The organism is Nannocystis punicea, assembly GCF_026965555.1.
Taxonomy (GTDB): domain Bacteria; phylum Myxococcota_A; class Polyangia; order Nannocystales; family Nannocystaceae; genus Nannocystis; species Nannocystis punicea.
On sequence record NZ_CP114040.1, the window covers coordinates 7153073 to 7174118 of the forward strand.

At 73.5% G+C, this 21046-nt stretch carries 14 protein-coding genes; 6 read left to right on the top strand and 8 right to left on the bottom strand.

Annotated elements, in window-relative coordinates; all coding sequences use genetic code 11:
• Nucleotides 1–10: 10 nt before the first annotated feature.
• A complete protein-coding gene (locus O0S08_RS27515; protein WP_269032284.1) occupies nucleotides 11–1186 on the top strand; it encodes a sigma-70 family RNA polymerase sigma factor in 1176 nt (391 codons plus the stop codon).
• Between the two features lie 840 nt (nucleotides 1187–2026).
• Here the strand turns inward: O0S08_RS27515 and O0S08_RS27520 are convergent.
• The 6 genes from O0S08_RS27520 to O0S08_RS27545 form a co-directional block, all read right to left on the bottom strand.
• Nucleotides 2027–3220, bottom strand: a complete 1194-nt coding sequence (locus O0S08_RS27520) for a hypothetical protein (protein WP_269032285.1) — start codon at nucleotides 3218–3220, stop codon at nucleotides 2027–2029.
• Entirely contained in the window at nucleotides 3217–3567 is a 351-nt protein-coding gene (locus O0S08_RS27525; protein ID WP_269032286.1) for a hypothetical protein, read from the bottom strand. Before O0S08_RS27525 ends, O0S08_RS27520 begins: the two co-directional genes overlap by 4 nt.
• Nucleotides 3567–4130, bottom strand: a complete 564-nt coding sequence (locus O0S08_RS27530) for a hypothetical protein (RefSeq protein WP_269032287.1) — start codon at nucleotides 4128–4130, stop codon at nucleotides 3567–3569. The genes O0S08_RS27525 and O0S08_RS27530 overlap by 1 nt, the downstream gene beginning before the upstream one ends.
• A gap of 276 nt (nucleotides 4131–4406) precedes the next feature.
• A complete protein-coding gene (locus O0S08_RS27535; RefSeq protein ID WP_269032288.1) occupies nucleotides 4407–5693 on the bottom strand; it encodes a DUF3089 domain-containing protein in 1287 nt (428 codons plus the stop codon).
• Between the two features lie 161 nt (nucleotides 5694–5854).
• Nucleotides 5855–7000, bottom strand: coding sequence for an alpha/beta hydrolase (locus O0S08_RS27540; RefSeq protein ID WP_269032289.1), 1146 nt, complete (start codon nucleotides 6998–7000; stop codon nucleotides 5855–5857).
• A 62-nt stretch (nucleotides 7001–7062) separates the two neighbouring features.
• Nucleotides 7063–9486: a sensor histidine kinase gene (locus tag O0S08_RS27545; RefSeq protein WP_269032291.1), complete on the bottom strand. Its 2424-nt coding sequence runs from the start codon at nucleotides 9484–9486 to the stop codon at nucleotides 7063–7065.
• Between the two features lie 353 nt (nucleotides 9487–9839).
• Between O0S08_RS27545 and O0S08_RS27550 the strand changes: the two genes are divergently transcribed.
• Nucleotides 9840–10703 (top strand): MOSC domain-containing protein, encoded by an 864-nt coding sequence (locus O0S08_RS27550; protein ID WP_269032292.1) that lies wholly within the window; start codon nucleotides 9840–9842, stop codon nucleotides 10701–10703.
• 395 nt (nucleotides 10704–11098) lie between these two features.
• Here the strand turns inward: O0S08_RS27550 and O0S08_RS27555 are convergent, their stop codons facing one another.
• A complete protein-coding gene (locus O0S08_RS27555; protein WP_269032294.1) occupies nucleotides 11099–12172 on the bottom strand; it encodes a S1/P1 nuclease in 1074 nt (357 codons plus the stop codon).
• A gap of 775 nt (nucleotides 12173–12947) precedes the next feature.
• On the opposite strand from O0S08_RS27555, the gene O0S08_RS27560 reads away from it, so the two are divergent.
• From O0S08_RS27560 to O0S08_RS27575, 4 genes are all read left to right on the top strand, one after another.
• Nucleotides 12948–13250 carry an MBL fold metallo-hydrolase gene (locus O0S08_RS27560; protein WP_269032295.1) on the top strand — a complete coding sequence of 101 codons (303 nt, stop codon included), beginning with the start codon at nucleotides 12948–12950 and terminating at the stop codon, nucleotides 13248–13250.
• A 141-nt stretch (nucleotides 13251–13391) separates the two neighbouring features.
• Nucleotides 13392–14777: an aminotransferase-like domain-containing protein gene (locus O0S08_RS27565; protein ID WP_269032296.1), complete on the top strand. Its 1386-nt coding sequence runs from the start codon at nucleotides 13392–13394 to the stop codon at nucleotides 14775–14777.
• On the top strand, nucleotides 14774–16978 hold the full coding sequence (locus tag O0S08_RS27570; RefSeq protein ID WP_269032297.1) for a S9 family peptidase: 2205 nt from the start codon (nucleotides 14774–14776) through the stop codon (nucleotides 16976–16978). The genes O0S08_RS27565 and O0S08_RS27570 overlap by 4 nt, the downstream gene beginning before the upstream one ends.
• 238 nt (nucleotides 16979–17216) lie before the next feature.
• Nucleotides 17217–20534 carry a hypothetical protein gene (locus O0S08_RS27575; RefSeq protein ID WP_269032298.1) on the top strand — a complete coding sequence of 1106 codons (3318 nt, stop codon included), beginning with the start codon at nucleotides 17217–17219 and terminating at the stop codon, nucleotides 20532–20534.
• Between the two features lie 25 nt (nucleotides 20535–20559).
• Here O0S08_RS27575 and O0S08_RS27580 read toward each other — a convergent pair whose 3' ends face one another.
• Nucleotides 20560–21039, bottom strand: coding sequence for an SRPBCC family protein (locus O0S08_RS27580; protein WP_269032300.1), 480 nt, complete (start codon nucleotides 21037–21039; stop codon nucleotides 20560–20562).
• Nucleotides 21040–21046: the final 7 nt, after the last annotated feature.

Genomic DNA, 21046 nt, shown 5'->3' on the forward strand with positions numbered 1-21046 from the left:
CACCGCCGAGATGGCCACCGGGCGGGAAGGTCGAGACGAGAGCGCCGGCGCGAGCGACCTCGGCGATACGCGTCCGCACGACCCCCGCGGCGCAGTCGCTGGCGACGGTCCGCGTGGCAGCGACCCGCCCGACCCCGCCGAGGCTCGCCCCGCCACGACGGACCCTCGCGCTCCCGCTTCGCCTCGCACTCCCCCCGCGCTCGACCCTCGCACGTCCGCCGCGCCTGCCCCTCGCACTCCCGCCGCGAGCGACCCGCCCATCGCCGACCCTCGCAGCCCTGCCACCCTCGCCGCCGAGTTCGCGGCCGCGCGACCCGACCTCGCCGCGGGCGTCGACCTCGGCCGCGCGCTCGCCGACGCCCTCCTCGCCGCGGAACAGACCTGGCCGGGCGTCTCGCTGGCGCCGCGGCGCTTCTTCGCCTTCCTCGCCGACAAGGTGCAGCCCGGCCGGACCGTCGAAGCCGCCCTCGCCGAGCTCTGCGTCGCCGACCTGTGGCTCGCCTGCGCCTGCGTCGACCGCGACCCGCGGGCGCTGGCGGAGTTCGATCGCCTGCTCGTCCCGCTGGTCGAGCGCGCGGCCGGTCGTCGCGGCGCCACCGCGTCCGAGCGCGGCGACCTGCAGCAGATCGTCCGCGAGCGCCTGCTCATGCCGCGCACGAGCGAGCCGAGCGAGACGCGGATCGCCGAGTACTCCGGCCGCGGCAGCCTGCGCGCGTGGATCCGCGTGGTCGCCACGCGCGAGACCCTGCGCCTGCTGGCCCGCCCCCAGCGCGAGGTGGCGCTGGAGGACGACGCGGTCGAGGCGCTGATGCCCGCCGACGCCGGCCTCGAGGTCGAGCACCTCAAGCAGCTGTACCGCGAAGAATTCAGGCAGGCGTTCCGCGAGGCCGTCGCCGCCCTGACCGATCGCGAGCGCACGCTCCTGCGCCAGCACGCCCTCGACGGCCTCAGCATCGATCGCCTGGCCGACTTCTACGGCGTGCACCGGGCCACCACCGCCCGCTGGATCGACGCCGCCCGCAAGTCGATCCTCACGCGGACCCGCCGCGCCCTCGGCCAGCGCCTCCACGTGCCCGCCGCCGAGCTCGACAGCATCCTCCGCCTCATCGACAGCCGCCTCGACATCACCCTGCCGACCCTCCTGCGCGAGCCGGCCGGGGCCGAGCCGCCGCCCCGGCGCAAGTGAGCGCGAAGGACATGTCCCCCAGGACATGGCCGATCGCCGCCCGTCGCTCGTGACGTCTGTCCCCGGAGACATCTCGGCGCCGACCTCCTGCGCGAGCCGCCCCGTCGCAAGCGCTCGCGCAGGACATGTCCCCGAGGACATGGCCGATCGCCGCCGCGCGCCGCCCGGGGCGCCTGTCCCTGAAGACATCTCGACTCCGGCCGCCTGCGCGAGCCGCCCCGGCGCGAAAGACCGGGCAGGACATGTCCCCGCGGGCCCGTCGTCGCCCCTCGGCACTCCTCGTGACTCCTGTCCTTGAAGACGTGTCACGACCCGACCTCCGGCCGCGTGAGCTGCCCGGGCCCGTCGCGGGCCGTCCCCGACCCTCGTCGCGCCGCGCAATAAAATGTCCCGAGAGACAGGTTCATCCGAACCTCTGGCGACGGCGCGCACGCGCCCGTCTCTCGGGACAGACCTCGTGCCTGTCCCCGGGGCCACCTCGCTCCGCCCCTGCTCCATCGTGACGCCTGTCCCGGAAGACACCTCGAGCCGGACCTTCCGCGCGAGTCGCCCCGCGAAGGGCATGTCCACGAGGACCCGGCGTCGCCGCGCATCGCCCGTGGCACATGTCCCATGAGACATGCCACGACCCGACCTCCGGCTGCCTGAGCCGCCCGGGCCCGTCGCACGGCCGTGCTGGCCCTCGTCGCGCCGCACCAGGAAATGCTCACCCGAACTGCTGGCGACGGCGCGCACCCGCCTGTCTCTCGGGACAGACCTCGCGCACGTCCCCGGGGCCGTCCGTCCCCGCTCCGGCGAGCCGCCGGAGCTCGACCCTCCCGCCAGTGAGCGCATCGTCCCTCACCGCCTCCGCTTCGGCGGCCGCGGCGGCGGTCCCGGGCGCGGCGGCGGCGGCTGGGCGCGGGCGTCGGCGCGCAGGCGCAGGCCCGGGGGCAGCGCCGCGAACATCCGCGTCACGTCCTCGGCCCGCACCTCGCTGCGTCCGTTCCGCCCCCCGCTCTGCCCCTGGGGCCCGCCGCTGCCGCCGGGCCCGTCGGGTCCGGGAGGTGGCGTCTCGCACTTGCTGCACACGCTCGGCGGAGGCCCGCCCGGTCCGCCGTAGCCGCCGTCTCCGCCCGGCCCAGGAGGCCCGCCGGACACGTCGACCGCGACGACCCGCGCCAGCTCCGGGTAGCGCTCGTCGACCACCAGCAGCACCTCGCCCCCGGGTCCCCCCGGCCCGCCGGAGCCGCCGTTGCCGCCCGCGCCCCCCGCTCCGCGCGGATCGCTGCCCCGACCGCCCTGCCCGCCGGGACCGCCCGCGCCGCCCTCGCCGCCGCGAGCCACCACCGTCACGCCCTCGTCGAGGTCGAACAGGGTCATCGCCTCGTGATCGCCGGTCACCTTGATCAGCCCCGCCCGCTCGTACTTCGGCGTGCGCACGATCGTCACGAACGCGGTCAGCCGCGGCCCCGCCCCGCCGGGCCCGCCGGAGCCGCCGGCCCCGCCCGCGCCGCCGCGATCCTCGCCCCACTGGCCCTCCTGGCCGTGCGCGCCGACCTGTCCCGAGAGACCGACGGCGCGGATGCACGAGTACTCCGGATCGAAGTGACGCACCACCTCCTTGGTGCGGTCGAGGCGATAGGTCGCCTTGACGTCGAAGCCGAGCAGCGTGGCGAAGCTGTCCTCGCTGGCGCTGAACACCCCGTGCTCGATCGAGCCGCCGCGGGCCGCCATCGCGAACTCGGTCAGGTCCATCTTGCCGCGCGCCTCCCGGGCCTCGGCCGTCGGCGCCGCCGTCTCGAGCGTCAACGCCTCGTCGGGCTTCTTCTTGTCGATCGCCTCGGCGAGCACCTTGAACGGCCCGCTCTGGCCCGGGCACCACAGCTCGCCGGCGTCCGCGAACGCGAGGTCGATGCTGTGCACCTCGTACTTCTCCATGTTGACGGTGAAGGCCGACGCGTCGGCCCCGCCCGCGCTGGTCAGCCCGGCGAAGAACGCACAGCCGGTCGAGGACAGGCCGGCGAGCAACAACAACATGGCGCGGCGGATCACGGCTGCCCCTCCTCGTCCTGCTCGAGCACGCAGATCCGCCGGTCCGGGTCGCAGATCATGTTCGGGTACTCGACCTCGATCTTGGCCGCCGCGATCCCGCAGTCGGCATCGAAGTCCATCGGGTCGCACGCGCAGCCGAGCTGCTGGCCGCGGACGCAACCTGTCCCTTTGGGCAGGCACATCCCGGGTAGCTCGAGCGCCGCCTCCTCGGCAGTTTGCGCGCACTCCTGCGTGCGCCAGCAGTCCTCGGCGACCGCGCATGGTTCGCCGGCCAGCTGCTCGGACAGAGAGCAGCCGGCCAGGGCCAGCAGCGCCAGAGCGGAGCGGAAGAAGCTCGCGGGTCGCATCAGAACCTGACCTCCAGGTGCAGCCCTGCGCCGCCGCGCAGCGGCGCCGGGGCGAACGCCATCGACGTGCGCCGCTGCTCGCGCAGCTTCTTCAGGCGCGAGCGGGCGACCGCCGCAGTCACCACGCCGGCCACCAGCACCCCGATCCCGGCGGCCAGCACGAAGGTCGTCGCGTGGGCGTTGCGGATGATCTGCTGCCGCTTCGGATCGTCGACCGGTAGCGTGTAGTCGTTGTCCTGCTTGAGCTCCTTGAGCCGCTCGGGCGAGCCGAAGTAGAACAGGACGCCGCCGGCGATCGCGGTCGCTCCGCCGGCGATCGCCAGGCTCGCGCCGGCGATCGTGGTCGCGCCGGCGCGGCGGATCTTCTTGTTCACCGCCCGCGGGTCGGTCCCGCCGGCGCCGCCGCGCCCGCCTCCCTCGTGGTTCCACTCCGGCACCGGCGCCTCGGCCGTCAGCTCGGCGTCCCCGCCGGGCCCGGCCGCGACCGCCTGCCCCGGCAACCCCAGCGGCAGCACCGACGCGAGCAGCAGCGCGCGCCGGACCTTCGATCTCTGTCTCGACATGGCACCCCTTCCGCCCGGGGGACCCGCGCGCCCGGCCGGGGTCGCAGAAAAAATCGCGGCTGTTTTCGCGCGCGCCCGCTTCACGCGCGCCGGGGATTCACCTGCTCGTCGCCCGCGGGGCCCCGCCCGCCGCGCTCCGCAGGTTCACCCGGGCGCAGCCGGCCACCCGCGCCGGCTGGCATGTCCTCGTAAACATGCCCTTTTGAACATGCCCAAAGTCGCATGCCCTCAAGGACATGTCTTTTTAAACATACGCACTGGCGCCCCGCGCCGCCCTCACAGCCCGGCCGCGGCCGCCTTGGCCGCCGCGAGGTCGAGCAGGTCCTGCAGCGCGAAGTTGTAGTCGAGCACGTGCAGGCCGAGGAACCCGGGCGCGAACAGCGGCGCAGTGAAGTCGACCGGGTTGGTGCGGACGTCGTCCGCGTCGGGCTCGAGCGCGACCGCCAGGTAGTGCTCGCCGTCGACGTCGGCCTGGCACGACAGCCCGTAGAAGTCGCGCATGATCACGAACGGCGTGTCGATCGCCTGGCCGAAGTCGATCTTGGGGAACACCGCCTCCTGGTGCGTGAAGTTGGGAAAAAACGCCCCGCGGGCGCGGGCCGACCCGCCGCCGAGCGCGGCCGGGTTGGTGCACGCGACGTCGTTGCCGGCGATGTCGGGCGCCTGCGAGCCCGGCTCCGGCGGCAGCTCGGCCGCGTAGGTGCGGTAGGCCACCACGCAGCCGAGCTGTTCGGCGCTCTCGCACAGCGGGATCGTCGGCAGCGTCCCGCCGGCCTGCGTGTCGAACGGCACGCTGAACGACCCGCCGAGCAGGATCGCCGCCAGCAGCCGCTCGCGCAGGGCCGGGTCGGGCTCGACCACCTCCTGAAGCAGCCGCGTCGTCATGTACGTGCCCTGCGAGTGGCCGAAGATCAGCAGCGGCCGGCCGTCGGCGTGGCGCTCGAGGTAGCTCTCGAACGCGGCCAGCACGTCCTGGTACGCCGCGGTCAGCAGCGTCTCGAGCTCGGCGCTGCCGTAGGTCCCGATCGTCACCTGATGGTAGAGCGGCGCGAACATCCGGCACATCGAGGTGAAGCGGGCCGCCTGGTTGAGCAGCGGGTCGAGCTCTTGCTCGAGGTCGTCGAAGCTCTCTGTCTGGCCCGGCTGAAAGCGGATGTCGACCGTGGGATAGACGTAGAAGCAGTCGAACGCCGGCGCCGCGGCGATCGTGTGCTCGACGATCGCGGTGCCGCCGTCCGCCAGCAGCTCGGTCGCGGTCAGGTCGGCCGAGAGGCACGCGTCCGCCTCGACCGGCTTGTCCGGGTGACACAGCCACAGCGCCGGATCGTCGTAGCCCTCGAGCGGCGCCCCGGTCGTGCTCGCCTCGCCGCTCGTGCCGGTCGTCGGCGCGACCCCGGTCGTCGGGTCCGTCGTCCCGCTCGTCGTCGTGGTCGCCGCGCTCGCGGAGCCGTCGGTGCTGCCGGTCGAGGTCTCGCCGGCGGTGCCCCCACCGCCGCCGCCGCCGCAAGCGACGGCCGCGAGGAGGGCTACGACGACCAGGAGGCGAGAGGCGGAGGCGAGCATCGCCTCACGTAATGATCGGCGCGGGCCGCCTGTCAAGCGCCGCGGCAGGCGGGGCCGCGGGCCCTCGAGGCGCCCCGCGAGTCGACGAATCACCGCACTCGCCCCGCATTCACTGCACCCGCCCGCGGCCATTCACCGCAGCCCGCGAGCGGGCGCGGCCATCATTCGCACTTGCCGTGGATCAGCGGCGCCGCCTTCTTCTTGGTGACGATGTCCTGCGGATCACCGTCGGCCGAGTAATACCAATCCTTCGTCGGCTTGCCGGTGCCGAGATACGACGCCAGATCGCGGGCGACCTCCTCGGGCGTGGCCCACTGGGTGTTGTGGCCGATGTCGTCGACCTGCACCCCGTCGGGCCCGAGCGGGCGCTTGCCGTATTGCTTGAACCAGTACTCGAGCTTGCACTCGCCCACGGCCACGTCGAGCGCGGCGCGCAGCGCTTGCTGGTGCGGGTCGTCGTAGAAGAACCCGTCCTGGGTGGCCCACAGGATCAGCGTCGGTACGCCGAGGTCCTCCAGCCGCTGCGTATTGTCGGTCTGCAGCAGCGCCCGGGCCACGCCGATCCACGTGCCCATCCGCGTCGCCGCCGTCTCGGGCACGATCGAGGCCAGGAAGGCCGGATCGGCGGCAGGGTCGACCACCCACGCGCCCTCGATCCACGCCTGCGCGTCGGCGTCGGCGTCGAGCGGGCCGAGCGCGTAGACGTCGGCGGGGAACTGCAGGCCCTGGGCCTCGAAGCCGGCCTTCCACGCGCCCTCGACCGGCTCGGCGAGGATGTAGTCCTGCAGCACGACGTTGCCGACCACGCTCGCCGCCGTGCCGATCAGCACCAGCTTGTCGACGCGCTGCGGGTGCGACAGGCCCAGCTCCTGGGCGACGAAGCTGCCCATCGAGTGGCCGACGATCGACGCGCGGGTGATGCCCTTGGCGTCCATGAACGCGATCACGTCGTCGGCCATGTCGGCCGGCTCGAAGCAGTCGGCGGGGGCGGCCGCACATTCGGCCGCGGGCGGCATCGACGAGCCGCCGTGGCCGCGCTGGTCGAGCACGTACACGTGGTAGTCGTCGTCGAGCTGGTGGAACGCCAGCGCCGTCGGCATGAACGAGCGCGACGTATCGGTGTACCCGTGGAGGAAGATGACCACGTCGCCCTCGGGGTCCCCGAGCTCCTGGTAGGCCATGTCGATGCCGGTGGCCAGCGCGATCGTGTCCTGCTCGACCTTCGGCGGCTCGCCCCACGGATCGCAGCCCGCGGGAGCCACTGCCAGCGCTGCCAACAACGATGAATGACGAATCCCACGACGCATGAGCAGGTCCGGTCATAGGCCAGGACCGCAGGCCTCGCAACGGTGATTGCCCCGGCGTGAAATCAGGCCGATCGCGGCGACAACGTCCGGACAGCTGTGGCGAGCGCGACCCGCACGGCCTCGCGCGTGAACGGCTCGGCGAGTGCGGCCACGAAGCCCCGACTCGGCAACGCGTCGGCGATGGCGATGGCAACGGCGCCCTGCGGGACTTCGGCGTCCGCCTCGAGGATCCAGACATCGACGCGGACCCCGGCCGCCGTCGCGGTATCGCTCGCGCGCTCGACGGTGAGGCCGAGCTTCCGCAATGTAGCCACCAGTGCGTCGCGGGACGGAGAGCTCGCACCGACGATCCGCGCGTACAGGCCCGCGAACGGCGAGATCTCGGCCGCCGGCGCCTGCTCGACCAGCGGCAGCTCGAACCAGAACAGCGAGCCCTCGCCCTGCTCGCTGTGATAGCCGATCGAGCCGCCCATCAGCTCGACCAGCCGCTTGCACACGCTGAGCCCGAGGCCGGTGCCGCCGTGGCGGCGCGCGTAGGAGCCGTCGACCTGGGTGAACAGCTGGAACATCCGCTCGCGCGCCTGCTCGGGGATCCCGATCCCGGTGTCCTCGACCTCGACGCGCAGGCGCGACTCGCTCCGCCGCGCGCGCACCACCACGTCGCCGCGCGGGGTGAACTTGATCGCGTTGCCGACCAGGTTGAACAGCACCTGCCGCATGCGCCCCTGGTCGCCGACGATCGCCGCCGGCAGCCCCGGATCGACGACCACCGCCAGCCGGAGCCCGCGCGCCCGCGCCTGCGGCGTGAACAGCAGCACCACCGATTCGACCAGGCCCGCCGGGTCGAAGGGCGCCGTCGACAGCTCGATCTGCCCGGCCTCGATGCGCGACAGATCGAGGATGTCCTCGACGATTCGCAGCAGGTCGCGGCCGGCGCTGTCGATCGCGTCGGTGTAGCGGCGCTGCTCCGGATCGGCCACGTCCTCGCGCAGCAGCTCGTTCATGCCGATGACGATGTTGAGCGGCGTGCGCAGCTCGTGGCTCATCGTCGCCAGGAACTCCGACTTGAGCTGCGAGGCCCGCTGGGCCCCGTCGCGCGCGACCTCGGCCTCGTGATACGCGGCGCCGAGCTGGCGGCCCATCTCGACCACCGCGTGGGCGCTGGCGTCGAGCTCGGCGATCACGATCGGCGGCGGCTGGACCACGTACTCGCCGGCGCCGATCCGCCGCACCAGGCCGTCGATGGCGAGCAGCGGCGTGACGACCTCGGCGGAGATCTGGCGCGCGCGCCGGGCGATGAACCACAAGAACCCGCAATAGAACGCGACCAGGCCGAAGACCATCCAGCCGCCGATGCGGAACAGACGGTCGCCGAGGCTGGTGACCTGGGCGTAGATGTCGCGCTCGGGCGCGACGACGAGGAGCGTCCAGCCGGTCTGCGCCGCGGTGCCCCAGGCGACCACGTGCGGGCCCCGGAGGTCGAGCGCGGCCACGCCCTGCGGCGCGCCGCGGATCTTCTCGGCCAGCACCGCGAGGTCGGGGCGCTTGAACAGGTTGAAGTCGTCGGGCTTGAAGGTGTCCTGGGTGATCGCCTCGGTGTACGAGTGCTCGGTCAATTCATGCAGGCCCCAGTCGGCCTCGCCCGCCGGCGGCAATGCCAGCAGCGTGCCGTCCTTGCCGACCAGCACGCCGTAGCCGCTCCACGGCAGCTGCAGCTCGAGCACCTCGGCGATGATCGTCTTGGTCGTGATGTCGAGGCCGATCACGCCCTCGAGGAAGTCGCCGCGGTACACCGGGGCGATGCACGAGACCATCCAGCCCTGCCCCGCCGGATCGACGTACGCGTCGGTCCACACCGCCTCGCGCGCCGGGTTGTGCCTGGCGTCCGCCTCGTAATAAAAATTGTACGAGGGGATGTCCATCCGCGCGGCGTACTGCGCCAGGCTGTCGACCGCCGGCAGGATCCGGTTCAACGAGTCGAACGCGTTGAAGTACAGCTGGACGATCAGCGGATTGCTCGCCAGGATGTCGCGCATCACCGGATCGAGCTGGGCCGTGCGCGCGACCTTGTCGAGCTCGGCCGGCCCGATCGGCGTCGCCGCGCTGTAGTACACCGAGCTGCCGGGCGCGCCGGCCTCGGTGTAGAACACCCCGTCCGGCGAGGTCTTGTAGGTCGCGCGCTGCTCCGGCGTCAGCGCGTACGGCCGCGCCAGCGCCTCCTGCGTCTGCCGGGCGTAGAGCGTCGCCATCTGCCGCACGCCCGCGAGCTGGCCGTCGATGAGGGCCGCCTTGTGGACGGCGATCCGCGCCAGCTCGGCGTCGGCGATCTCGCGCACCGCCGCCAGGTTCTCGCGCGTGCCCGCGACGTTCGCCAGCAAGTAGACGGCGATCAGCGCGATCTCGACGAGCAACAACGGGAGCAGCGCGACCCGCAGGAAGGCGCGCCAGACGTGCTGTCGGAGCAGCAGTGGCGGGCGGACGGACAACTGCCCCTACGTATCACGAACCGACCGCCGCCGGGCCGTCCCGCGTGCGGGGCGCCAGGGCCGCCCCCGCAGGCTCGGAGCAGGCCCGATGAACCCGCGTGCGCCCGATTCACCGCAGGCGGGACGCCACGCCCGAGGACGGCCCGTGCGGCGATTGCGGGCGCCGCGGCGGACCGCGATCGATCGGCGCGGGTGCTGCCATTTCGGCCCACGGGGCCGGCGCGGACGCCTCCGCATCGGCGGTCCGCGTCATTTCGCGCGCGCCTCGCCGCGGCGGTCCCGCAGGGCCGCAGCCACGGCCTTGGCACCAGATGTCCCTTCGGACATCTCGCCACCGCCGCGCGCGGGCTACCATGACGACGGAGGAGACCATGGGCGTCCTGGCGATCTGGCGCTACCCCGTCAAGGCGATGCTCGGCGAGCCGCTCACCGAGGTCGAGGTCGATCACGCGGGCTGCACCGGCGATCGGCGCTACGTCGCCGTCGACGTCGACACCGGCGAGGCCATCGCCAACAAGCGCGGGCCGACGCACCCGGCGCTGCGGGCCTGCCGGGCCGCGCTGCTCGCCGATCGCGACGAGCCGGTGCCGCTGCGCGTGACCCTGCCCGACGGCGAGGTCGTCGAGGGCGCCGCGGTCGAGCCCGCCCTGTCGTCGCTGCTCGGCCGCCGCGTGCGCCTGCAGGCCGCCGGCGACGCCCCCGGCCGCTTCGCCGCGCCGGGCGGGCACCAGGACTTCGCCCCGGTGCACGTCCTCACCACCCGCACCCTCGCGCACCTGCGCGCGCTGCTGCCCGACGCGGCGTGGGACGTGCGCCGCTTCCGGCCCAACTTCCTGCTCGACGACGGCGACGAGCCGGGCGCCTTCTCCGAGGACGCGCTGCTCGGCCGTGACCTCCGCGGCCCCTCCGGCCTGGCGCTCGCGGTCGGCCTGCCCACCCCGCGCTGCGTCGTCGTCACGCGCGCGCACGAGGAGGTCCCCGCCGATCCACGCGTGCTGCGGACGATCGCCGACCACCACGAGTTCGACCTCGGCCCCTTCGGCCGCCACGCCTGCGCCGGCGCCTACGCCGAGACGCGCACGCCCGGCCGCGTCCGCGTCGGCGACGTCCTGGTCCCGACGGCCCCGCGACCTCCCCCGCGGCCGCGATCGCGGCCTCTCTGGCCCGCGTGCAGGCCCTGCTCGGCGCCGACGCGCCGTCCTGAGGGCTGGTCGTAGGGGCATGTCCTTCGAGACATGCCACGAAGTCCACCCTCACGGCGACCACCGACGCGAAGAGGTCGAGCTCGGCGGCCCTTCGCCAGAGCGAGGTCCGGCTTCCATGTCTTTTGAGACATGCCCTGACAGACATTCCCTAATAGACATTTTTATTCAGACATGTCCATCAAGACATCTGTATTGAATGACCGAAGCCCCTGCCGGCCCCAGCTCCCGCACCGCGCGGCCGGCCCGGGCGAACCACGTCAAGGCCGCGAGCGGCTCTCCGCGCGGCCGATGCAGTCCGCCAGGCGATTCAGGGCCGCGAGCGGCTCTCCGCGCGGCCGATGCAATCCGCCAGGCGATTCAAGGCCCCGAGCGGCTCTCCGCGCGGCCGATGCAATCCCCCAGGCGATTCAGGGCCGCGAGCGGCTCTCAGCGCGGCCGATGCAATCCGCCAGGCGATAGCCCGCCAGCGCCGCCCGGCGCATCGCCACCGCCCGCGAGGCCTGCAGATAGCGGCGGTCGAGCGCGATCGGGAACGCCGACGTCGCCCCTGCCGCGAGCGGGGCCAGCAGCGCGTCGCGCAGGCGGGCGTCGTACACGCTCGCGTCGGCGGCGCGGAAGCTCTCGTCGAGCCAGAGGTTCACCATCGCCTCCGCGCCCGTGGCGTCGGTCGACGCGGCCAGCTCCGCTTTCAGGATGCGGCGCGGGTTGGCGGCGACGATGCGGTTCTTGGCCGCCCGCTCGGTCTTCGGATCGTCGCCGAGCAGCTCGTCCCACACCGCGTGCAGCCGGGTCGGCGCGGCGCCGGGCGGCTGGACGAGGAAGGCGTTGCCGCCGAGGTCGCCCTGCGGCAGGTGTCGGGACGAGAACAGCGCCGCCGAGTGCAGCGGCTGGTGCGAGTCGCCGACCAGGTGGAGCACCCACGCCAGCGCGACCGCCCGCAGCTCGACCGGCAGGGTGCGATCGTCGAGCTCGCGCAGCGCGTTCGGCAGCGCCTGCTGCACCCCGACCGCGCGCATCGCCAGCGGCGGAGCCGCCGGCAGCGCATACGGGTCGATGTGGATCGGCTTGTTGTCGTAGTGCCACGTCGGGTTGTCGTGGCGCTTGACGTCGGCCAGGCGGCGCTCGAGCTCGGCCTTCTCCGGCCCGGCCGGCAGCGCCGCGCTCTGGTCCGCCAGCCGCTTCCCCTCGCCCTTCAGCAGGTCGGGCCAGGTCGCCGCGTGCATGAAGACCCACTGCTGCCGCGCGACGTCGTCGACCGGTCGGGCGGCGATCTCCGGCGGCATGCGGGCCGCGAAGTCCTCGGCGAAGCGAGGGTGACGGACGAGCAGCTCCGAGGCGTACACCTGCTGCGCCCGCGTCAGCTCGTCCCAGGCGATGCGCGCCACGATCCGGTGCCCGCTCTCGTTCCAGGCCCGCGCGGTGGCGGGCACGACGGCGATCGCCGCGGCGATCGCCCATCTCGCTGCAATCGCGTAGCGCATCCGTTCCTCCGAACATGAAGCGTACCGCAATTCCTTCAGGCTCTGCGCATTCCGTCGCGTCGGGATCCTCGCGATTCACCTGCGACCGTCGCTGCAGACGTCCCTCCATTCGCGGCTATCGTCGTTCTCCGCAGGCTCGACCGTTCGCCCGAGCGACGGGCGCAATGTCGCCCCACCACCCTTTCACGGTCGAGCGCGACGGGCATCGACCTGCACGGGTCCAGGGCGCAGCGCCCGCCTGCGCCCCGCGGGCTCGCTCAAGGACGGCCTCGCCCTGCGGCAGGCGTGGACCCGTGGTCGGCGGACGATCGCCGACTCGGCGCGACCGACCGTCGCGGACGTGGCCGCGGCCACGGGTCGCAGTAGAACCTGCGGATGACCGCCACGCCCCTGACCCCGTTCGCCGAAGGCCTCTGGCTGGACACCACGCCGGCGCGGATCCTCGGCATGCAGCTCACCGCCACCATGGCGGTGCTTCGTCTGGGTCAGGGCGAGCTGCTCCTCTACTCGCCGCTGGCGATGACCCGCGAGCGTCGAGCCGCCGTCGAGGCGCTCGGGCCCGTCGCCCACCTCTACGCCCCGAACACCTATCATCACCGCTGGATCGGCGAATGGGCGGCGGCCTTCCCCTTCGGCCCGGCTGCACGCCCCGAAGGGCCTGGCGAGCAAGCGCCGCGACCTCCGGATCGATCGCATCCACGGCGCGGAGCCCGAGCCGGCCTTCGTCGGCGTCGTCGACGAGGTGCCGATCGCGGGCTTCCGATTGGAGGAGAGCGTGCTCGTCTACCGGCCCGCACGCGCGCTGATCGTCGCCGACCTGGTCCACAACGTCGGCCGCCCGCCGGGCCGCTGGGCCGCCCTCTACACGCGAATGATGGGCTTTTACGATCGCGTCGCCCTGAGCCGCATGATCCGCTGGGCCTCCTTCCCCGACCGGGCCGGCGCGCGCGACAGCCTCGACCGATTGCTGGCGCTCCCGTTCGATCGCCTCGTCGTCGGCCACGGCGCCCCCCTCGCCGCGGGCGCGCACGAAGCCGTCGCTGCCGCCTATGCATGGTTGCCGGCCGTCGAGCGCTGAGGCGCCTGCACACCGCACGGTCCAGGTGACGGGCGCGGATCCCAGGAGCCCCTCACGGCGCGAGGGTCCTCGCCCCGCCGCGGGCCGGCTCGCGGCATCGCGATTGTATTAAGACAATTTTTGATCCTATCCTGGGACGCCGTGTCCGCCCGCCCCTGGACCCCCCGCCTGCGCCGCGCGAGCGGCCCGCTCTACGCCGCCATCGCCGACGCCATCGCCGCCGACATCACCCGCGGCAAGCTGCGCGCCGGCGAGCGCCTGCCGACGCACCGCGAGCTCGCAGAGGCCGTCGGCGCCTCGGTCGGGACCGTCACCCGCGCCTACGCCGAGGCCGAGCGGCGTGGCCTCGTGCGCGGTCAGGTCGGCAGCGGCACCTTCGTCCGCGACCTCACCGATCCGGCCTCGTACTCGCCGATGCTCGATCGCTCGCGCATCGATCTCGGCCCGACCGCGGCGCCGATCGTCGCCGGCGATCTCGGTCACTGCGCGCTGGCGGCCGCCCTCGCCGGCCTGGCCGCCCGCGCCGATCTCGGGGCCCTCGCCGGCTACCAGGCGCACGGCGGCAGCGAGGCCCAGCGGGCCGCCGGCGCGCGCTGGCTCGCCACCACCGGCGTCGACGCCGACCCCGACGAGATCACCGTGTGCAGCGGGGCCCAGCACGCCACCGTCCTCGCCCTGGCGGCCCTCGCCAGCCCGGCCGGCGTCCTGGTCGAGGAGCTCACCTACCCCGGCGCCCTCGCGGCCGCCGGATGGCTGCGCCTGCCGACCCACCCGGTCGCCCTGGACGAGCACGGCCTCGTGCCCGACGCGCTCGCGCGGGCCTGTCGAGACAGCGGCGCCAAGGTCCTCTACTGCACACCGACGCACCACAACCCGACCGCCGCGGTGATGCCGAAGGAGCGCCGCCTGGCGATCGTCGACATCTGCCGCGAGCACGGCGTCTCGATCGTCGAGAACGGCGCGCTCGCGCCGCTGGTCGCCGCTCCGCCGCCGCCCCTGGCCGCGCTCGCGCCCGAGCGCACCTATCACCTCTCCAGCCTGTCGAAGGCCACCATCCCCGCGCTCCGCGTCGGCTTCCTGCGCGCCCCCGCGGCGGCCCGGCGCGCGCTCGAGGTCGCCGCGGCGGCGACCGTGTGGTCGGGCTCGCCGCTGCTCGCCGAGATCGCCGCGCAGTGGATCACCGACGGCACCGCCGCCGCGATCCGCGACGCCCGGCGCGCCGAGGCGGCCGCGCGGCAGCAAGTCGCCGCCGCCCGGCTCGGACGCTGGCAGGTTCGATCGCACCCGACCGCGTACTTCCTGTGGCTCGAGCTCCCGCCGCAGCGCCGCGCCCTCGAGCTGGTCGAGCAGGCCCACGCGCGCGACCTGCTGATCGGCCCCTCGCACGTGTTCGCCGCCCGCCCCGGCAACGCCCCCAACGCGGTCCGCGTCTCGCTCGGCGCCGCCCGCTCGCGCGCCGAGCTCGATCGCGGCCTCACCATCCTCGCCGAGCTGCTCGACACCCCCGCCTGGAGCGCCCTGCAATGATTCACCGCGTCCTCGTCCTCGTCGCCGCGCTCGCCTCGATCGCCGCCTGCGACGCCCCCGCGCCCACGCGCCCCGAACCTGACGCGCCCGTCGCCGTCGAGCCGGTGGAGGCCCGCCTCGAGCGCGCCGAGCAATTCTTCCGCCTGCCCGAACTCGTCCGCGACAGCCTCAGCGGGCAGGTCTGGCTGCCGGACGACCGCTTCGTGCACTGGCCCGGCGTCGGTCCGAACCGCGGCACCTTCGAGGTCGTCGATCCGCGGGCCCGCACCACCACCCCGCTCCTGTCCCCCGCCGAGCTGCGCGCCGGACTGGCCGGCGTGGCGGTGCCCGAGGACTACCTGCGCTTCGCGCTCGCCCCGGACGGCACGCGGCTGGTGTTCCGGATCGGCGACAGGACCTTCGCGCTCGGCCTCGACGATCGCCGGATCGTCGCCCTCGCCGAGGACGACGTCGCGACCCACGTGCTCGCGCCCGACACGGTGCTCGCGGCCGATCGCGGCGCGCTCCTCGTCCGGCGCGGCGACGGCTTCGCGGTCCTGGCCGCCGACGGCCGCGTCCTCGTCGAACGCGACGGCCAGCCCGACGCGGCGTGGAAGCTCCAGCGGACCGCGTGGTCGCCCGACAGCCGGCACGTCGCGGTCTGGAGTCACGACGTCCACTCCGTCCACAAGGTCCCGCTCGTCGACTACACCAGCGCGATCGAGACGGTGACGCACGTGCCGTACGTGAAGACCGGCACGCCGCTGGTGCGCCGCGAGCTCCACCTCCTCGAGCCCGCGACCGGCCGCGTCGTGAAGGCCGCGCTCGGCGACGACGAATCGTACGACTGCCTGGCCGGCTGGCGCCCCGACGGCAGCGAGGCCCTCGTGCTGCGGCTCTCGCGGGACGGCAAGCGGCTCGATCTGCTCGCCGTCACGCCCGCGACCGGCGCCGCGCGCCTGCTCGTCCGCGAGGAGCGGCCCGAAAGTTTCGTCGCCGACGTCGGCTTCGACGAAGGCGGATGGCAACAGCAGGTCGTGCCGTTGCCGGACGGCCTGCTGTGGATCTCGGAGCGCGACGGCTGGCGCCACGTCTACCGCTATGATTACAGCGGCGAGCTCGCGGGCCGGATCACCCGCGGCGCGTTCCCTGTCCATCAGGTCCTCGCGGTCACGCCGCAGCGCGACGCGTTGCTCGTCGTCGCCTCCGCCGAGTCGGACGCGCCTTACGATCGCCTCGTCTATCGCGTGCCGATCGCCGGCGGCGACCTGACTCGCCTGTCCGCCGACGCCGGCCTGCATCGCCCGAGCCTCTCGCCGTCCCGCCGTTATTACGTCGACGGCCACTCCGCGCGCGCCCGGCCGCGCGCGTGGGACGTGATCGCGGTCGACGACGGCGCCGCGTTTCGCTACGCCGAGGCCGACGCGTCCGCCGTCGCCGCGCTCGGCTACCAGCCGCCCGAGGCGATCGTCGCCACCGCCGCCGACGGCGTCACTCGCCTTCACGGCGCCCTCTTCAAGCCCGCCGACTTCGATCCGCGCCGACGCTACGCGGTCCTCGACGTCATCTACGCCGGCCCGTTCGTCTCCGTCGTCCCGTGGTCCTACGTCGGCACCTCCGAGAGCCGGATCGCCGACGGCCTGGCCCAGATGGGCTTCGTCGTCATGGTCCTCGACGCGCGCGGCACCCCCGGGCGCGGCAAGGCGTTTCAGGACGCCACCTACGGCCGCCTCGGTCAGCTCGAGATCCCCGATCACCTCGCCGCCCTCGACCAGGCCGCCGCCACGCGCCCGTACATGGACCTCGAGCGGCTCGGCGTCTACGGCCACTCCTGGGGCGGCTACTTCGCGCTGCGGGCCATGCTCACCGCGCCCGATCGATTCGTCGCCGGCTACGCCGGCGCCCCCGGGGACCTCACCGAGGACGCCCTGTGCAACGAGCCCAACCTCGGCCTGCTCGCCGCCAATGCTGCCGGCTATCAGGCCGGTTCGAACCTCGCGCGCGCCGGCGACCTGCGCGGGGCCCTCAAGCTCATGCACGGCACCAGCGACGACCAGGCCCCGATGTCCACCACCATGCGCATGGCTGACGCCCTGATCCGCGCCGACAAGCGCTTCGAGCTCCTCATCATGCCCGGCACAGGCCACAACCCCGAGCCGCGCCGCTACTATTACGAAGACGTCCGGCGGTTCTTCGCCGACAAGCTCGGCCCGCCGCGGTAAGCTGACGGCGCGGCCCGGGGCCGCGCGCTGCACCCCACCTCGCCCACGAGCGCGTGAAATCACCGACAACCGCTCACGCACGCCGGCGATCGAGCCCTCGCGTGCACGCTGCATACGCTCGCCCGGGCGGACCTTTGCGACCATGAGAACCGTACGACGCGTCGTCGTTCACGCCCCCGATCCCGCCCGAGCCGCCGTCACCGACGCGGTCTGGCGCGCGGGCCTTGCCCCTTTGGACATGTCCTCCGGGACAGATCATCCTGCGGACGCGCTCGTCGTCCGCGTGGGCGGCGATCCGGGTCCGGCCGACCTGCGGCTCCCGGATGTCCCGCTCGCGGAGCTCGGCCCGGTCGCCTACGCCGAGCTGCGCCTGCTCGCCAGGCCCCCCGAGTCGACCTTCGACGACGTGGACGAGGACGATGAACCGGTCCCGGCCGCCCACGCGACCTCGTACGAGACGCCGACCCCGCCCGCGCCGCACCTCGTGCACCCGTACTTCCAGGCGAACGCCTTCGCCGGCCGCGACGCCGACCTCGCGGAGCTCGACGCCTGGCTCGCGCACGGCCAGCCCGCGCGGGTGATCACCGCGCCCGGCGGGCTCGGCAAGAGCGCGCTGGCGTGGGCGTGGGTCGAGCGGCGGCTCGCCGACGCGCCGCCGTGGGCCGGCTGCCTGTGGTTCAGCTTCTACGAGCGCGGCGCGGACTTCGACCAGCTGCTCCGTCGCCTCGCGGCCTACGCGGCCGGTGTGCCGCCCGCGGAGGCGTCCCACGCTCCGCGGGACGAGCTCGAGCGCCGGGTGCTCGCGGCCTTGCGGGCGCGACCGTTCCTGATCGTCGTCGACGGCCTCGAGCGGGCTCTGGTCGCGTACCACCGGCTCGGCGCGACCTCCCCGCCCGCCGAGGCCATCGACCTCCACGCGTGCACCGACCCGCGCGACGGCGAGTTCCTGCGCGCGCTCTGTCAGGCGAGCCCGTCGCGGCTGCTGGCGACCTCGCGGATCTTCCCGACCGACCTGCGCGACGGCGACGGCCTCGCCCCCGGCGTCGAGCTGCGCGCGCTCGAAGGCCTCGACCCCGCCGAGATCCCCACGCTGCTGCGCGAGCTCGGCCTCGAGCCGGACGTTCGATGGATCGGGCAAGCGACCCGGGCCATGGCGACGCTCGCTCACCACGCCTTGCTGTGGCGGCTGCTCGCAAGCTGCGGGCACGAAGGCCCCTGGCTCGTCGACGTCATCCTCCGCAGGGAGCCCGCCAGGTTGCGCGAGAGCATCCTCGAGGTCGCGTACGACGCCCTGCCGACTCGCGCCCGGCGCCTGCTGTCGCGGCTCGCCCCGCTGCACTACGCGGCCGAGCTCGACGACGTGCTCGGGCTCGTCGGCGCGCCGCTCGGACTGCGACGCCCGCCCCCGCCCCCGCGCGCCCGGCTGCGCGAGGTCGAGGGCAAGCTGGCCACCGAGCACTACTACGACCGACGGCGCAAGCTGCAGAATCGACGCGACGCGCTGCGTGACCGCTGCGCCGAGTGGGACATCTATCGCGCGCTCGCCGACACATACGAGCGCCACCCCGGGACTCGCGCCCACTACGCCGCCGTTCACGCCGACCTGTGCCTGCTCGAGACCCGCGGCTTCCTGGCGTGGGACCGCAGCAGCAACCGCTACGACCTCCATCCCGTCGTCCGCGCCTACGTGCTGGGGCGCCTCGACCGGGACGGCAACACCGCCCCGTCCCAGGCGATCGTCAACCACTTCGTCGAGGCCCCCCACGAGGTCGCCGAGGATGTCCGCTGCGTCGCCGACCTGCGGCGCTCGCTCGAGCTCTACCGCGCGTACGTCGGCATCGGCGACCTCGACGGCGCCTCGGAGGTCTACGAGGACCGCCTGAAGGACCCGCTCGACGCGCTCTCGGCGTACCCGGTGATGGTCGAGCTCCTGACCCCGCTGTTCCCGGACGGCCTGTTCGAGCCCCCGCACCTGGACAGCCATGACGCCAAGGTCCGGCGGATCTCCGACCTGGCGTACGCGCTCGGGCAGGTCGGGCGGGAACCCGACGCCGCGGCCATGCACGAGGTGGCGGTCCGCCTCGACCTCGAGCGCCGCCGAACCAGTCTGGTGCGCAGCCTCTGCGACCGCTCTCAGTCGCTCGCGGACGCCAACCGCACCCGCGCCGCGATGCACACCTTGAGCCTCGCCCGCCGATTGATGCTCGCCACGGACGGCAAGCAGACCGGCCCGCTCCACGACAACGTGACGCTGGCGACCGACCTCGGCCGCTGGGACGAGGCAGAGGCCGACATGGCGACCCTCGGCAAAGCACACGACACCGTCCGCCTCGACCTCTGCCGCGCCGCCATCGCGTTCGGCCGCGGCGAGGACCCGGCGCCGTTCCTCGCGGAAGCTTCGGTCTATCTCGGGAGAGACTGGTACGCGGAGATCGCCGCCGACTGGAATCTGCTCCACGGCCGCATCAAGGCCGCCAACGGCGAGTTCGCGGCGGCTCTGTCACACCTGTCGGAGGCGGTGCAGCTCGCCCACCGGATGGGCTCCGACAGCGCCCGCGCCCACGCCTGGCGCGCGGTCTGCCTCGCCAACCTCGACCGTCAGGCCGAGGCCCGCCAGGCGCTCGCCGACGCCCGCGCAGTCGCGACGCGCCGCGACAATCGCCTCGTCGCGGGCATCCTCGCGGCTGCCCACCTCGCGCTGGGCGAGCGCGACCTCGCCGGACCGCTGGCGCTCGCCGGCTACCGCGAGGCCTGGGCCGACGGCCCGCAGTTCTCGTGGTTCGACGACCTGCGCGTGTGCACCGGCGTGCTCGCCGAGCTCGGCCTGTCACCGCCCGAGCTGCCGAGCTTCGACCCGACCGGCGCGCCGCGGCTGTCCTTCGAGGACGAGATCGAGGCGCTCATCGCCGAGCTCGCGCCGCAACGCCCCGCCGGCGGCACCCCGCTCCTCCAGCTGGATCCGATGTTGTGCGAACCTCCCGCGAAGCCGGATCAGGGCCCGCCGCCCAGGCCCGGTCCGCCCGCGTTCGCGGTGAACGGGCGGGTGAAGATCGTCACCGACGCGCCGTGGCAAGCCGACGTGAACGACCAGGAAGGCGTCGTCTTCTGGCGCGAGCCGATGCAGGACCACACGGCCCGGGCCGAGACGCAGCGCTGGAAGTACGTCGTGTACGTGCCGGCGAAGAACGTGTACCGCACTGTGATCGAACGCCACCTCACCGCGCTCGAAGGCAGCGTCGAGCCCTCGTACTTTTTCGCCGAACGGGCCGAGATCTCGTTCGACGTCGTGGTGGACGACGACAGCTGGATCGCGGAGGGATGCCTGCGGCTCCCGGGCGAGACCTGGCGGACCTTCCACGCCGAGAAGGAGAACTACCTGCCCGAGGCCTGCCTAAAGACGTTCGACTGGGAGAACGGGATCCGCGGCCTGTCGCTGACGTTGCCCGGCGAGGTGACGATGAACAAGGCCGCGCTCGCGCAGGCGTTCGCCGCTCTCCTCGGTGTGGAGCAGATCGTCGAAGCCCCGGGCCCGGACTCGATGATGATGAGACCGTAGCGCGCTGGCACCCTTCGCGGTGCGTTCATTGTCCCGCGAGGAATTCGCCCCATCGGTCCGATTCGGCGATCTCGCGCAGCACCCGGTTGCGCTCGACCAGGAAGCCGCGCATGTAGCGGGTGAGGACCAGGGCGTCGGCGAGTCGACCGAGCGGGCCGAGCGGCGACGTGAAGTCGAAGCGGTCGCGCATGATCGTGCAGTCGCCGTCGGCCTCGAACAAATGATCGTGGTCGAAGCGGGCGAACGCGCCGCGCACCATCGAGTCGCGGAACCGACGCGGGCGCTCGAACAGCGTGATCCTGCTGGTGAGCGTCTGCCACACGCCGAAGTGACGGGCCCGCCAGGTGACCTCGTCGCCCGGGCCGAGGAGGCCGCGGACGACGCCGGCGACCGCTCGCTCGCCGGTCTCGCCCGCGCCGGCGAGGTGGACGTCCACGCTGCGGGCGAGGTCGAAGCAGCGCTCGATCGGGGCGCGGATGGGCGTGACGAGCTCGAGGATCGGCATCGGTGAC